Source organism: Herbaspirillum rhizosphaerae (assembly GCF_001189965.1).
GTDB classification, from domain to species: domain Bacteria; phylum Pseudomonadota; class Gammaproteobacteria; order Burkholderiales; family Burkholderiaceae_D; genus Herbaspirillum; species Herbaspirillum rhizosphaerae.
The window spans coordinates 23,471-36,636 of the sequence record NZ_LFLU01000008.1; the positions used below are offsets into that span (position 1 = coordinate 23,471).

Here is a 13,166-nt window from a genome sequence, read left to right on the forward strand (position 1 = left end):
ACCGTTCACATCTGCTCGCTGGGTACAATCCGGTCTTTATGATTCGCTGAACTATCTGGGATCAGGGCTTGCAAGTGGACTTGCGTACTGGTGGATATGTCAGAAGGTAGGCATTCATGACGGCACTCATGAGATAACCCTCGAATCCGATCGGCTCACGTGACTATCCGCACGCAGTCGGCCAGTAACCGGCATCCCCACCATTGCATGAAGACTCACATGCCATCAGATTCGCTCGGCATTGAATCAATACAGGTGGCTCATTTCCAGCCGCGACAATCCTCATACCGCTAAGGATACCCATGAATGAACATGATTCCATTGCTGCAGAACTGATCGCTCGTCTTGAACTTCTGCCGCATCCGGAAGGAGGCCATTACAGGGAAACTTACCGTAGTCAGCAAAGAGTACTGCGGGCAGGTAACTGATGTCCGCAATCGGGCAGGGGACGTTTGCGCGCACCTGGTTTAATGAAAGGTAAATATGGGTGTACCTGCATCTAAAGAAGAACTTGTAGCGTTATTTTCAGAAGTTGGAGCAGGCTCCCCGGAGTCTTGGGCTAAATCTCAAATTGAAGAAGGCGTTCCGCAATTTTTGAGATTTCTATTTCTGAAAAATGCTTGGGACAATATTCCAATGGAGGGCGACAATCGTTGGATTGACCGAGCAATTTCGCAAACTCGGAAAATGCCGTCAGCACCTTATTCCGGTCTCGGTGGAATAATGTCGGCCTGCCGGGAGAAAGGTGTGACAGATAACGACTTGACTCACATGGCCCGTTGCTTGCAGGTTCAAATACTTTTTACAATTAGTCATCTGCTGGAAGGACCGACCAGTTATCCGGATTCCATTGAAAATATCTCATGGCGTTTTTTTGAAACGGATGAAGACGGACGTCCGTTCGGAAAAAGAATTTCGGGACTGCATGAATCCGTTCTTGAGCTCGATCCTGCTGGACGAGAAATGCGTCCGCTCAGCAATCCTTGACATTTGTCTTAAAACGGCCAGGACCGGAGCTCTTCAGCTTCAACATTAAGTACGATCGTAAAAGCCAACCCGATTGATCCATAAAAATTATTCGCCATGCAACTGCACTTATTAAAATCGTCTCCACGATCAGCCACTTGGACTATTGTCAACGTGACCGGCATGGGGCTTTATTTACTGCTGGCTTCCCGTCTCTGGCCTACGTGGGGCGAGAAGAATACTCCTGGCGGTCCAGGGGATGCCTTCTATTACCTTTTTATTCTCGCTCCGATCCTACTGTTTTTTGCAACGATCAATCTCCTGGAGCTGTATCGAATCATGCGCCAGCCCAATAATAAACGGACTGCTGTACTTGTTTGGTGCACGGTGTTATCGCTTTGGATCGCGGTTTTTTTGGTTGATTACTTCCAAGGCGCACGCAATATATCTGCCGATTTTTCGTGACTAAGAATGTCTGCGATTGGCCAGAAGCGTCCATCATGAGAAGAGAATAAAATGAATGCAGGAATATATTTCACCAAGATATGGTCGGATGACGATCTGTTGGAGCTGCGAATTGAAATCAATGAGGGGCGCTTCCGATTTCAGACGGAAGTCTATACAGGGCACGAACAACTAGGCCAGCTTGTTTTAGCCTTGGAGGCATTCAAGGGGGAGACTCCTGGCAGCCAATATGACTTACAGTTCGGAGAGTTTGATCCGCAATTCGCTGCAGGAGCTTGTCATTTTCTGCTGAAATTCAATGCCCGGGGGATGCTGATCATCACCGCACATTTGCAGTCGCAATTTTTCGACTGTGATGGGAAGCAAGTTGCAAACGAATGCACATTCCATCTGCGATCCTAGTCAGCCAACTCAAAGAGTTTGCAATTGGCCAGTACCATTTGATCGTGAAAAATTATAAAAATGAAAAAAACAATTATCCTGATGCATCCATCCAGAAAAGTAGCACACGTCAATGTTGGTTTCAGTTGGCCAGCCTTTTTTCTTGGGCCGTTATGGGCGCTCATCAAGCGGCTCTGGTGGCATTTTCTTGTTCTGCTTCTGGCGCTCACAGTGACCAATTTTGTTACCGACTATGTAATTTCCAGCAAGAGTCTGCTCTCCGTATTTTTAGATCTTGGCATCACGCTGATTTATATGCTTGTTTGCGGGATATATGGAAATAGATGGCTGATGAATACACTCTTAAAACGTGGATATATAGTTGTAAATTGACGCTGATAGAGAAATTCATTTGATTGCCAAAACGCTCTAAATCGGCGCAGTGTTGATGTCTACTGCCGGCCAAATGCAGGCACTCAAAAAATGGACTCAAATTTGATAACAGAGGAACGTCGGCGTGTTCAAAAAATATTGGGATTTAGCAGCCTTCTTCGTCGCATGGCTGCTTATCTTCTTTGCTCCAGAAATCGTCGAAAAAACATCATCGTCTTATCGCAACCTGATAGGGTTGGCGTTCATATTCATCGTCTTTTCGCTATTAAGGGCGGGCTCTAGATTCAAAATCTCATTGAAGCAATTTTCGTCGCACTCTGATCCGGATGTCGCCGCTTTGGCAGATGGTCGGATCGATATAGCCGAATATCGCAAGCGGAAAGAAGATAGAGAAAAGGCGGAGTAAATCAAATCGGAAAACTAAGGTCCGCAACCGGCCAGAAACGAACATAGTCCCCAAAGGAGGTCAGTGTGAATATATTAAAGACCTTATTGATACTTTTAACGACGATTGCGAGTTTCAATGGCTGGGCGCAGGGTATCCCTAAAGAAGTCAGTTCCTTCGTCGATACGAGGAACACATGTGATCATTTTCGAAGCGAACCTTTGGATCTCGGGGGCGATCCGGAGGTGAAAGAGCGAAGAGAGTTTCTGTTCAAGATTGCACTGGCACAGATCGACGCTTAAGTGTCTTGCGTAAAAGTACCGAAATAACCGTCAGGTTCTCGCGATACTCGAAGGTTTTAACGAAACAATCGAGTTGATCGGAAAACATTAAATTATTTAATATAGGGTGCCCCTTATCGACCAAGAGCAACTATGTCAGAACGATCATCAGACCGATTTTTAAGGAACTTCCAATTGGAGGCACTCATCGCCACTTTGAAAACCATAAGAAAAAGAGCGTTGCTACGGGTGTTTTTTCTTCTCAGTCTGGCATCCGCAGCAGGCGGATTCCTTGGCATGGTAGCTGTCGCAATCTTGCTTCATCGCTTTAGATTTCCGCTTGATACTTGGCTTCCTGGCGCGTCTCAGGTGTTTCTTCCTGCGTATTTTTTAGGAGGGATTCTTATGGCGCTCACGCTCTATGTTTGCAAAGACCAGGTATCTGCAAAAGCAGTATTTTTTCCAGGAGTCATAGCCGGGGTCATCGGGCCATGTTGTGGCCTGATCTTGTCCGTGCCAATTGTCTGCCTCATTGCGTCCGAGTGCTTATGAACGGATTATTGAGTGAAAAATTCTCAGGGCCGCTTCCGACCAGTAGCGGTCGTTGTTACCAATTCTTGTAAACGACAGCCTCAAGCGCAATCACTATCTGGTTCGATAATATGTATAACTTGTTAAACCTGTTTGCCGATGGAATAGAGTTGGAACTGGTGATTGCCTTCGCTCTGCCCATTATCTACACAGTGCTTTCTTTAATCTTCTTTTGGGGGCGAATCAATTACCCGTGGATTTTTGCGTCCCTGTCGTTGATCGTGCTTTTTATTTGCTATAGCCTGGTAATCGGCTGGACTCTTCCTGAGCCTCCGGCAGAGCATTTTCGGATCATAGAAGAGCCCCCACTGTTCGGCCCCCTGAGAGTTCCGATGTTGATATTTACTTTGCTCTCGTTACCGATCTTGTATTTTTTAGGAACTCAGTTTCGCAAGTTTCGAAAGTGAAACCAATCGAAGCCTGCAATCGTCCAGCTGCAGGTACTGTGCCCCATGCAGAATCGCCCGTCAGTCCGATAAAAAGCCCGATTCAGCTCATGCAGAATCGGGCTTTTGAATTTAGTCCCCCAGCGTATCTGAGAGTCCTGGTTTCTTCAGAAGGCGCTCTTGATGACGCCGCCGTCGACACGAAGCGCTGCGCCGGTGGTGGCCGATGCGAGCGGGCTTGCGACGTAGGCTACCAGCGACGCGACTTCCTGCGGCGTGCCGAAGCGCTTGATCAGTGAGGTCGGACGAACGTGCTCGAAGAATTCCGCCTCGACCTGCTGGAAGCTTTTATCGCTCGAGCGGGCCATCTCTTCGACGAAGTCGCCGACGCCGCGCGATTTGGTCGGGCCGGGCAATACGCTGTTGACCGTGATGCCCGTTCCGGCAACCGATTCCGCCAACCCGCGGGAAACGGCAAGCTGGGCGGTCTTGGTCATGCCGTAGTGGACCATCTCCGTAGGGATCTGTACCGCGCTTTCGCTTGAGATGAAGATGATCCGTCCCCAATTCGCTTGCTTCATCCCGGGCAGCACCAGGCGGGCAAGGCGCACGCCGCTCAGTACATTGACGTCAAAGAAACGCAGCCAGTCTGCGTCTGGAATATCTTCAAAGGCCTTGGGCTCAAAGATGCCGAGATTGTTCACGAGGATGCTGATGCCGGCATGACGTCGAACGACTTCATGCGCGGCGTCGGCCTGGCTAAGGTCGGCAGCATAGCCCTGGACGTTGCCCTTCGTTTCCGAGCGTATGCGGTCCACCGCCTCGTCGACCCCCGCCTGCGTCCTGCCGTTGACGATCACGCTCGCGCCTTCCTGGGCAAGCGTGTGAGCGATCGCGTAACCGATGCCCGCGGTGCTGCCGCTTACCAGGGCAATCTTGCCATCAAGTTGCAAATCCATGTCACTTCTCCTTGGTTGACTGCAGAAAATGCTGCCGGAATCGGCCATCTGTTGTTGCTTGCCATCTCGGCTGCCGCATCACTCTATCAGGAAGTCGTCATCTGCATCGGACGGCTGGGGGAACCGTATCCGGTTGATCCTGCAGGCAAGACTCACTGCATCGTGAGCGAAGGGGGAATTCGTGTTTCAGATCTGAGGGGCTGAACATAGGTAAAATCACGCAGGGTCAATAAAGCATGCTCAATCCATGCATATCCGCGCCAGTCATTGCCAAAACACAATCTGCAAGCACCAGAAAAATGAAACCCGAGAATCCGGCTGACGATCAGCAAGAACTGCGAGCGGCGCGCTCATCGTTGCGACAACTGCCGCCCCGGCCGTCGTCGTCGGATCTGTCGCCGGAAGACGCCATGGCGAGAAAGCAGGAGCAGGAAAAGCGGGATGCGCTGGTTCGCGGCGTGACGTCCATCGAGGAAATGCGCCAGGCGATCAGGCGCGCCGGTCGCGGTCTGCCGGGCATTATTGAAGTGCCTCGCATAGGCAGGCTCGATGCTGCTGCATTTCATCAGCGTGCAAAAGAGGGCCTGCCATTCGTCATCACCGGGCTCGTCGGGAAATGGCCGTTGTCCGCGCTGACGCCGCAGACGCTGCGCGAGCGCTTCGGCGAATTGCCTGTGCGAGCACGGGTGGGGGACTATATCAACACTGCGTTCGCGCCTGACCGGGCGATGCAGGACATGTCTCTGCTGGCTTACCTTGATCTCGTCGCGGACAACACGCAGGACTTGCCGCCTTATGTAGGCAATCTGGCGCTGCGTGAATTGAACGGTTTGTGCCACTGGCCGGCTTACTTCAGGAAAATGGGGCCGCCGCGATTCTGGCTCGGCCCTGCGGGGACGGTGACGCCGCTGCATTGCGACTATGACGATAATATTTTTGCGCAGATCTGGGGCAGCAAGCGCATCTTCCTGGCGCCGCCGCATCATGACGCATTCCTTTATCCGCGCGAGGCCAACGCCATCCTGTTCGGCTCGCCGTTTGATCCCGAGGCGCCTGACTTCGAGAGGTTTCCGCTTGCCCGCCAGGCTGCAATGATTGAATGCATCATGCAGCCGGGCGAGCTGTTGTATGTGCCGGCGGGGTGGTATCACCAAGTGCGCTCGCTGACGTTTTCGCTGTCGGCCAACCGGTGGGCAAGGGCGCTGCCCCTGGCGTTGCAGGGAGATGCTGCGCTGAAGGCCGGCTAAGTCGGCCGAGTCCGGGCGGGCACGAGCGCGTTCGGTATTGATCTGAGAGTTATCTGGGCGTGAGTCGATAGAGCTGGAAGTTTTGCCGCACCTCGAAACCTAGTCTTTCGTATACGCCGATGGCGGTTGGGTTGTGGGCAAACACGTGGAGGAAGGGCGTGTCGCCGCGCGACCGGATTTCCTCGCGCAGGATGTTGATCAGTCTGCCGGCCAGGCCTTTGCCTCGATGTGCGTCGTCCACGCAAACGGCGCTGATTTCGGTATGCCCGTCCAGCCGCATGCGTTCTCCCGCCATGGCGACAAGTTGGCCCTCGTGGCGCACGCCAATGTAGCTGCCCATTTCGCGTGTCCGTTTGCCGAACGGCCCAGGTTTGGTCTTCTCGGTCAATGCGATCATGTCCGGCACATCCTGTTCGCCCAACCTGACGACATCGTCGATCGCGCCGCCGCTTGGCGAACTCATTGGCGCACCCATGTCGATCATCTGAAGAAGAACGCCGGGCGACTCCATCATCAAGTCATCGATCTGGGGCAACGCAGCAAGAGAGGGGAACACGACGAGTCCGCTCGACCGGGTCAGTGCCGCCAGTTCTCGCAGAGATTCCTCGGTGAGTCTTTCCACGGCAGCAAACGGCGCGATGTCGGCGCGATAGCGGAATGCGTGCAAGGCGCCTTCGCGCAGGTCTGCTTGCCTGGTCGTGAGCGCCGACCAGGCGGCGTTGTCGAGAGGGTGAGGGGTATGCTGGTTCATGATGATGTCGATGATGGTCTGGTAACGATCCGTGAAGATCGGAGAAATCGATACGCCGCACGATTTTAGATGGTTTCGGCGACCGATGTTGTCGAGGCGGCAAGCAAGGATTGCGACCCGCGCCGAGGTTCTGCCAACGTCATACCAAGGTCATATAAATGCGTTCTACTTTTCGTGCAGACCTGATCTGCCGGAAAGCCGCTGTCAAGGTGATTTCCGCTCAAAGCGCTTTGCATTTATCGCCGGCGAGACCAACCGTTAAGAAAAGAGAACTCATGATTCGCAAGTCGACCGTATTTTCGCTTTCACTCTCACTGTCGCTGATTGCCGCTGCCGCCCTGATCACCGGTTGCGCCGGTCCGCAGGGAGCATCCGCAGATATCAAGACCCTGGACGGCAAAGCACCCTTGATCATCGGCCATCGCGGTTTGCCGGGCTTGTATCCGGAAGAAATCATTGCCGGTTACCAGGCCGCCATCGCCGCCGGCACCGACGCGCTGGAAATGGATCTGATGTCGTCCAGCGACGGCGTGCTGTTTGTTTGCCACAATCCTTTCCTGAGCGACACCACCGACGTGGCGGATCATCCTGAATTCGCATCGCGCAAGAAAGCGCGCACCGTGGATGGTGTGGCGGTTCCGCCGGATTGGTACATCAGCGACTTCACGGCTGCCGAGCTGAAGACCTTGCGCGTCAAGCAGCCGGTCGCCGTGCGCAGCCATCAATACGACGGCAAGTATCCACTGGCGACCTTCCAGGAAGTCATCGACCTGGCCAAAGCAACGCGCGCCGCCAACCCGGCCAGCAAGCTGCTGGTTTATCCGGAAACCAAGAACCCGATCTTCCAGCGCCTGCTGGGTGTGCCGCTGGAAGAAAAGCTGCTGGCCATGATCAACAAGGAAGGCTGGAACAGCTTCGACGCGCCGATCATCGTGCAGTCGTTCGAGCCGGAAAGCCTGAAGATGATGCGCCGTCTCGGCCTGAAAACACGCGCCGTGCAACTGATGGACGGCGACGGCATCAACTTCAAGACCGGTTCCCTGACTTACAACTCGCCCGATACCGCCAAGCCGTATTCATGGCTGCAGCACGGCGATCCGCGGACCTTCGCAGCGATGGCGACGCCGGAAGGGCTGGCTGAGATCAAGACTTATGCCGACGGCATCGGCCCGTGGAAGGTGTACATCATTTCGGCGCAGGGCGTGGATGCGGAGGGTAATCCGGTCAAGGCGCTGAGCCAGGCGTCGAACATGGCGCCGACTTCGCTGGTCGCCGATGCGCACCGGCTCGGCCTGTTCGTGCATCCGTTCACATTCCGCGACGAAGCTGCACGCCTGACCGATACCTACAAGGGCGATCCGAAGGCGGAATACAAAGCATTTTTCGATGCCGGCGTGGATGGGGTGTTTACCGATTTCAGCGGCACCGGCCGGGCGGCGCTGGAAGAATGGCTGGCGGCGAAGAGAGCCCGGTAAGCCGGATAAGCGATTCACCAATGTAGAAGAACCCGCTTGTGCGGGTTTTTTTACGGGCAAAAAATTTTTCTCCAAATAGTTTGCCAAATGGAGAAGTATTGATTATAGTTCTCCACATGGAAAACTATTCTTCAGCGCTCAACGACGTATTCCACGCATTGGCTGACCCCACAAGGCGATCGGTGATTGCGAGGCTCGGCAACGGCTCGGCATCGATCAAGGAGCTGGCGGAGCCTTACGGGTTGGGGCTGCCTTCCTTCCTGAAGCACATCAAGGTCCTGGAAAACAGCGGCCTCATTGACTCGGAAAAAGTAGGGCGGGTGCGAACCTGTACATTGAAACGCGGGACGCTGACCGCTGCGCAAAAGTGGTTCGACGAGCAGCGCGCAGTCTGGGAAAGCCGGTACGACAATCTCGATAATTTATTAATGACCCTGAAAGGCGAAAACGATGAAAGCTGATCTCCAATTTGACTTCCTTGTCGACAAAGTGAAAAACACCATCACGGTCAAAAGAGAGTTTGCGGCCAAGCGGCAACTGGTGTGGGACTGCTATACCAAAAGCGAACTCCTGGATCGCTGGTTTGCGCCCAAGCCGCTGACCACGAAAACCAAATCCATGGATTTCAGCGAAGGCGGGCATTGGCACTATGCGATGGTCGAACCCAACGGGCAAGAGTACTGGGGCCGCATGGACTATCAAACCATTCGTCCCATCGATGGTTACACTTCGCTGGACGGCTTTTCCGATGAGACCGGCGCAGTGAACCCGGACTTGCCGAGGTCCACATGGGATATCACTTTCTCGGATGCTGCGACGCATACCCTGGTTGAGACAGTCGTCTCCTACGCCTCGCCGCAGGCGCTCCAGCAAGTCATCGACATGGGGCTGCAGGCGGGGCTGGCCTCGACGCTGGAACGTCTGGACGAACTTTTGCTGGTTCTGAACTGAAGACTGAACTGAGTACGGGAAGACGCTCAGGATTACGGATGCGGGATGGATATCGGGGAATAATCTCCATATCCGTCCGGCCAGGGCGTCAGCACTTCAAAGCCGGTCTCGGTGACGGCAACCATGTGTTCCCATTGGGCGGACAAAGAGTGGTCCTTGGTGACCACCGTCCAGCCGTCCGGCAGTTCTTTGGTCTGCCGCTTGCCGGCGTTGATCATGGGTTCAATCGTGAACACCATCCCGGTCTGAAGCTTCAGGCCTTCGCCCGGCTGGCCGTAATGTAGCACCTGCAGGTCTTCATGGTAGATCTTGCCGATGCCGTGACCGCAATACTCGCGGACCACGCTGAAACCTTCCTTGTGCGCCACCGACTGAATCGCGTAACCGACATCGCCCAGGGTGGCGCCGGGCCGCACGGCCAGAATCCCTGCGCGCATCGCTTCGTAAGTCGTGTCGGCCAGGCGCCTGGCCAGGATGCCCGGCTCGCCCACAAAGTACATGCGGCTGGTATCGCCATGCCATCCATCCTTGGTCAGGGCGACGTCGATATTGACGATGTCGCCGTTCTTCAACGGCTTGTCGGAAGGAATGCCGTGGCAGATGACATGATTGACCGACGTGCAGATCGTTTTAGGGTAGCCGCGATAGCCGACATTAATGGGCACCGCCTTCAGAACGTCGACGATATAGTCGTGGCATAAGCGATCCAGCTCATTGGTGGTGACGCCGGGACGAACGTGTTCGGCAATCATGCTCAGGACCTGCGCCGCCAGGGCGCCGGACTTGCGCAGCATCGCGATATCGGACGGCGATTTGATGATGACTTGCATGGCCGTCAGACTTTCTCAAGCGACAGGGTGATTTCCCGGGGCGCCTCCCCGGCCTGCTTCTCGGCTTCGATGAGTTTCTGGCAGATCTCGCTGTAGCAAAGACCGGGATTGAGCTCCGCCATCATGCCGACGCGCAGCCAGTGCTCAGCCTGCGAATTGATGGAGCGGCTCATTGCACCGCTGGTGAGGCGCAGATTCGTATGCATCTGCTCCGTGATTTTGACGATTCCCATAAGATGCCTGTTTATATGGTTGATATATGGTTTGTATATGAATCGTATATTATCACGGCGATGCCGGGCGCGCCGGCAGTTGGTGGCGACACAATAAAAAAGCCCCGCGTTTGCGGGGCTTTCTACTGCAGCTGAAACGGCATGCAGGTGCCGATCAGCCGTGCGCCAGCATCAGATCCAGATTCTGCACCGCCGCGCCGGAAGCGCCTTTGCCCAGATTGTCGAACACCGCCGACAGCAATACCTGCCCGTGCTCTTCATTGATGAACACTGCCAGCTCCATGTTGTTGGTGTCGTTCAGCGCCTGCGGATTGAGCTGCGTCAGCGTTTTGCTTTCTTCCCGCGAAATCACGCGTACGTATTGGGAACCCGCGTAATGGCTGTTCAGGGCGGCGTGCAGTTGCTCGCCTGTTACTCCAGGCGCCAGCAGGCGCAGTTCCAGCGGCACGGTCACGACGATGCCCTGGCGGAAGACGCCATAGGCCGGCACGAAAATCGGACGATGAGCCAGCCCTGTGTAGCGTTGCATCTCGGGTGGATGTTTGTGCGCGAGCGCAGTGCCGTATACCTGAAAAGCCAAAGCCTGTGCTGCCGATGAGCCTTCGTACTGCTCTACAGAAGGACGACCGCCGCCGGAGTAGCCGGATACCGCATGCACGCTGATCGGATAGTCGCGCGGCAGCAAGCCGGCTTGTATCAGCGGGCGCAGCAGGCTGATCGCACCGGTCGGATAGCAGCCTGGATTGGTTACGCGTTGTGCTGCGGCGATCAGTTGTGCTTGTCCGGCATCCATTTCAGGAAAACCATAGACCCACCCCTCTGTCGTGCGGTGGGCGGAACTGGCGTCGATCACCCGTACGGCCGGATTCTCGATGGCGGCGACCGCTTCCTTCGCTGCTGCGTCGGGCAGGCAGAGGATGGCGATGTCGGCGGAGTTGATCGCTTCGGCGCGGCGCAACGGGTCTTTGCGTTCTGCGGCCGGCAGCGTGACCAGCCGGATATCGCTGCGATTGCGCAGGCGTTCGTGGATTTGCAGGCCGGTGGTGCCCTGGTCGCCGTCGATGAAAACAAGAGGAGAAGCCATGATCGAGATCCTTTGGTCTAAGGTTCATAAGAGAACCCCGATCTTGCTCGTATTGATAGAATAGGAAAAGTTGAATTTAATAATGATAATGTTCAGTTTTTCTGATCTTTGAAATATTCGAGAGGAAAACATCGATGCGGGAAATCAACCTGGACCGTCTGCGCACCCTGGTCGCCATCGCCGATCTCGGCTCTTTCGCCGAAGCCGCGCGCGTGCTGCACCTGGCGCCGCCGACCATCAGCCTGCATATCGCCGATCTCGAAGAGCGCGTCGGCGCTGCACTGCTGTCGCGCCAGCGTGGCCAAGTGCGTCCCACCACGATAGGCGAGACCCTGATCGAACGCGCGCGCCGCCTGCTGGCCGATGCTGAACAGGCCTTGCAGGACGTGCAGCGGCAAGTGCAGGGGCTGGCCGGACGTGTGCGTCTGGGCGCCTCCACCGGGGCGATCGCGCATTTGCTGCCGCAGGCGCTGGAAGTCTTGGGGCAGGACCACCCCGGCATCGATGTGCAGGTCGAAGTGCTCACCTCGCAAGAGACACTGACCCGCTTGAATGAGGGAACGCTGGACGTCGGTCTGGTCGCCTTGCCGCAGTCGCCGATGGCGCGCCTGTCGGTCCAGCCGTGGCGGCGCGATCCGGTGATGGCCTTCCTGCCAGCGGATTGGCGTTGTCCCGCGCGCGTCACGCCGGAATGGCTTGCGGCCCAGAAGCTGATTCTGAACGACTCAGGCACGCGGCTTTCGCATTTGACGCAGGAATGGTTCGCTACCGGCGGGCAACGGCCGGCGCCGCGCATCCAGCTCAATTACAACGACGCAATCAAGAGCCTGGTGGCGGCCGGCTATGGCGCTACCTTGCTGCCGCATGAAGAGGGCGCTTCGCTGCCGGATGCGCGTATCCAGATGCGGCCGTTGCGCCCGGCCTTGTGGCGGCAGCTCGGCATTGCGCACCGCGCGGAAAACATCGAGCGGCCGACCCAGCATGTGCTGGACGTCTTGTGGGGGTTCAGCCTCGATTAGGATGGGGCGGGATATGCCCGCTGTCAGGCCAGTGCGTCGCTGAGCGACGGTTTTTCACCGTCAGGCGTCGATTTCAACTGGTGCAGCGACGCCACCAGGTCGGCAAAGCGCTGTCCCTGCACCATTACGTGCTGGCGCAGCAGTTCCACCGTGCGTTCGCTGTCGCCGGAGACGATGGCGTTGACCACGCCTTCGTGTTCGTCGTAAGACCTTTTCAGGCGATCGCGCACGCGCAGTTGCAGGCGGCGGTAAGGGCGCAGGCGGCGTTGCAGGACGCGCGCCTGTTCTTCCAGGAAAGCATTGTGGCTGCCGGCGTAGATCTGGCCATGGAAGTCTTCGTTCTTGTAGAAATAGGTATCCGGATCGGCGGCGTCGCGCGCATCCTTGCAGGCCTGGTGCGCCGCCATCAGCGCGGCGTGTTCGGCGGCCGACATGCGCCGTGCCGCCAGGCGGCCGCACATGGCTTCCAGCTCCGCCATCACTTCAAACATCTCGATCAATTGCTGCGGGCCGATCTCGGCCACGATGGCGCCGCGCCGCGGCCGCATCACGATGATGCCCATCGACGCCAGCTGGATCAGCGCTTCGCGGATCGGCGTGCGGGACACGCCGAACTGCTCGGCCAGCACGGTTTCGTCGAGATGCTGGCCGGGCGTCAGCTTGCCGACGGCGATCAGCTCTTCAATCGATTCGCGCAATGTCTCGGAACGCTTCTTGGGGATGTCCATAAGTGATATCAAGTATGCAATGAATCAATTCTAAATCATCT

The 13,166-nt window shown here is 55.9% G+C and carries 17 protein-coding genes and 1 pseudogene; 12 read left to right on the forward strand and 6 right to left on the reverse strand.

What is annotated here, in order from left to right:
* Positions 1 to 302 precede the first annotated feature (302 nt).
* From AKL25_RS24205 to AKL25_RS24215, 7 genes and pseudogenes are all read left to right on the forward strand, one after another.
* Positions 303 to 419 (forward strand): annotated as a pseudogene (locus AKL25_RS24205) (cupin domain-containing protein); the annotation flags it as partial.
* 64 nt (positions 420 to 483) lie between these two features.
* Positions 484 to 987, forward strand: coding sequence for a hypothetical protein (locus AKL25_RS24210; RefSeq protein WP_157050627.1), 504 nt, complete (start codon positions 484 to 486; stop codon positions 985 to 987).
* A 96-nt stretch (positions 988 to 1,083) separates the two neighbouring features.
* The gene (locus AKL25_RS12590) at positions 1,084 to 1,431 is read left to right on the forward strand and encodes a hypothetical protein (RefSeq protein WP_157050629.1); all 348 of its coding nucleotides are present in this window, start codon (positions 1,084 to 1,086) and stop codon (positions 1,429 to 1,431) included.
* A gap of 51 nt (positions 1,432 to 1,482) precedes the next feature.
* Entirely contained in the window at positions 1,483 to 1,833 is a 351-nt protein-coding gene (locus AKL25_RS12595; protein WP_050478025.1) for a hypothetical protein, read from the forward strand.
* A gap of 60 nt (positions 1,834 to 1,893) precedes the next feature.
* Positions 1,894 to 2,205: a DUF2628 domain-containing protein gene (locus AKL25_RS23750; RefSeq protein WP_240475727.1), complete on the forward strand. Its 312-nt coding sequence runs from the start codon at positions 1,894 to 1,896 to the stop codon at positions 2,203 to 2,205.
* Positions 2,206 to 2,329: 124 nt separating this feature from the next.
* Positions 2,330 to 2,611 (forward strand): hypothetical protein, encoded by a 282-nt coding sequence (locus AKL25_RS12600; RefSeq protein WP_050478026.1) that lies wholly within the window; start codon positions 2,330 to 2,332, stop codon positions 2,609 to 2,611.
* 455 nt (positions 2,612 to 3,066) lie between these two features.
* Positions 3,067 to 3,423, forward strand: coding sequence for a hypothetical protein (locus tag AKL25_RS24215; RefSeq protein WP_157050631.1), 357 nt, complete (start codon positions 3,067 to 3,069; stop codon positions 3,421 to 3,423).
* 592 nt (positions 3,424 to 4,015) lie between these two features.
* Here AKL25_RS24215 and AKL25_RS12615 read toward each other — a convergent pair.
* Positions 4,016 to 4,807, reverse strand: coding sequence for an SDR family NAD(P)-dependent oxidoreductase (locus AKL25_RS12615; RefSeq protein ID WP_050478029.1), 792 nt, complete (start codon positions 4,805 to 4,807; stop codon positions 4,016 to 4,018).
* Positions 4,808 to 5,106: 299 nt separating this feature from the next.
* Here AKL25_RS12615 and AKL25_RS12620 point away from each other — a divergent pair, with 299 nt between their 5' ends.
* Positions 5,107 to 6,054: a cupin-like domain-containing protein gene (locus AKL25_RS12620; protein WP_050478030.1), complete on the forward strand. Its 948-nt coding sequence runs from the start codon at positions 5,107 to 5,109 to the stop codon at positions 6,052 to 6,054.
* A gap of 49 nt (positions 6,055 to 6,103) precedes the next feature.
* On the opposite strand, the gene AKL25_RS12625 is transcribed toward AKL25_RS12620, so the two are convergent.
* Positions 6,104 to 6,805 carry a GNAT family N-acetyltransferase gene (locus AKL25_RS12625; protein WP_050478031.1) on the reverse strand — a complete coding sequence of 234 codons (702 nt, stop codon included), beginning with the start codon at positions 6,803 to 6,805 and terminating at the stop codon, positions 6,104 to 6,106.
* 275 nt (positions 6,806 to 7,080) lie between these two features.
* On the opposite strand from AKL25_RS12625, the gene AKL25_RS12630 reads away from it, so the two are divergent.
* The 3 genes from AKL25_RS12630 to AKL25_RS12640 all read left to right on the forward strand — a co-directional run bounded on the left by AKL25_RS12630 (position 7,081) and on the right by AKL25_RS12640 (position 9,231).
* Positions 7,081 to 8,280, forward strand: a complete 1,200-nt coding sequence (locus AKL25_RS12630; RefSeq protein WP_050478032.1) for a glycerophosphodiester phosphodiesterase family protein — start codon at positions 7,081 to 7,083, stop codon at positions 8,278 to 8,280.
* A 116-nt stretch (positions 8,281 to 8,396) separates the two neighbouring features.
* Positions 8,397 to 8,741 carry an ArsR/SmtB family transcription factor gene (locus AKL25_RS12635; RefSeq protein ID WP_050478198.1) on the forward strand — a complete coding sequence of 115 codons (345 nt, stop codon included), beginning with the start codon at positions 8,397 to 8,399 and terminating at the stop codon, positions 8,739 to 8,741.
* Entirely contained in the window at positions 8,731 to 9,231 is a 501-nt protein-coding gene (locus AKL25_RS12640) for an SRPBCC family protein (RefSeq protein WP_050478033.1), read from the forward strand. Before AKL25_RS12635 ends, AKL25_RS12640 begins: the two co-directional genes overlap by 11 nt.
* 32 nt (positions 9,232 to 9,263) lie before the next feature.
* Here the strand turns inward: AKL25_RS12640 and map are convergent, their stop codons facing one another.
* The 3 genes from map to argC all read right to left on the reverse strand — a co-directional run bounded on the left by map (position 9,264) and on the right by argC (position 11,378).
* Positions 9,264 to 10,061, reverse strand: coding sequence for a type I methionyl aminopeptidase (gene map / locus AKL25_RS12645; RefSeq protein ID WP_050478034.1), 798 nt, complete (start codon positions 10,059 to 10,061; stop codon positions 9,264 to 9,266).
* A gap of 5 nt (positions 10,062 to 10,066) precedes the next feature.
* On the reverse strand, positions 10,067 to 10,294 hold the full coding sequence (locus AKL25_RS12650; RefSeq protein ID WP_050478035.1) for a ParD-like family protein: 228 nt from the start codon (positions 10,292 to 10,294) through the stop codon (positions 10,067 to 10,069).
* Between the two features lie 154 nt (positions 10,295 to 10,448).
* Complete coding sequence (gene argC / locus AKL25_RS12655; protein ID WP_050478036.1) at positions 10,449 to 11,378, reverse strand: N-acetyl-gamma-glutamyl-phosphate reductase; 930 nt, start codon at positions 11,376 to 11,378, stop codon at positions 10,449 to 10,451.
* Between the two features lie 134 nt (positions 11,379 to 11,512).
* Here argC and AKL25_RS12660 point away from each other — a divergent pair, with 134 nt between their 5' ends.
* A complete protein-coding gene (locus AKL25_RS12660; RefSeq protein WP_050478037.1) occupies positions 11,513 to 12,397 on the forward strand; it encodes a LysR family transcriptional regulator in 885 nt (294 codons plus the stop codon).
* 23 nt (positions 12,398 to 12,420) lie between these two features.
* On the opposite strand, the gene AKL25_RS12665 is transcribed toward AKL25_RS12660, so the two are convergent.
* Positions 12,421 to 13,125 (reverse strand): GntR family transcriptional regulator, encoded by a 705-nt coding sequence (locus tag AKL25_RS12665; RefSeq protein ID WP_050478038.1) that lies wholly within the window; start codon positions 13,123 to 13,125, stop codon positions 12,421 to 12,423.
* Between the last annotated feature and the right edge of the window lie 41 nt (positions 13,126 to 13,166).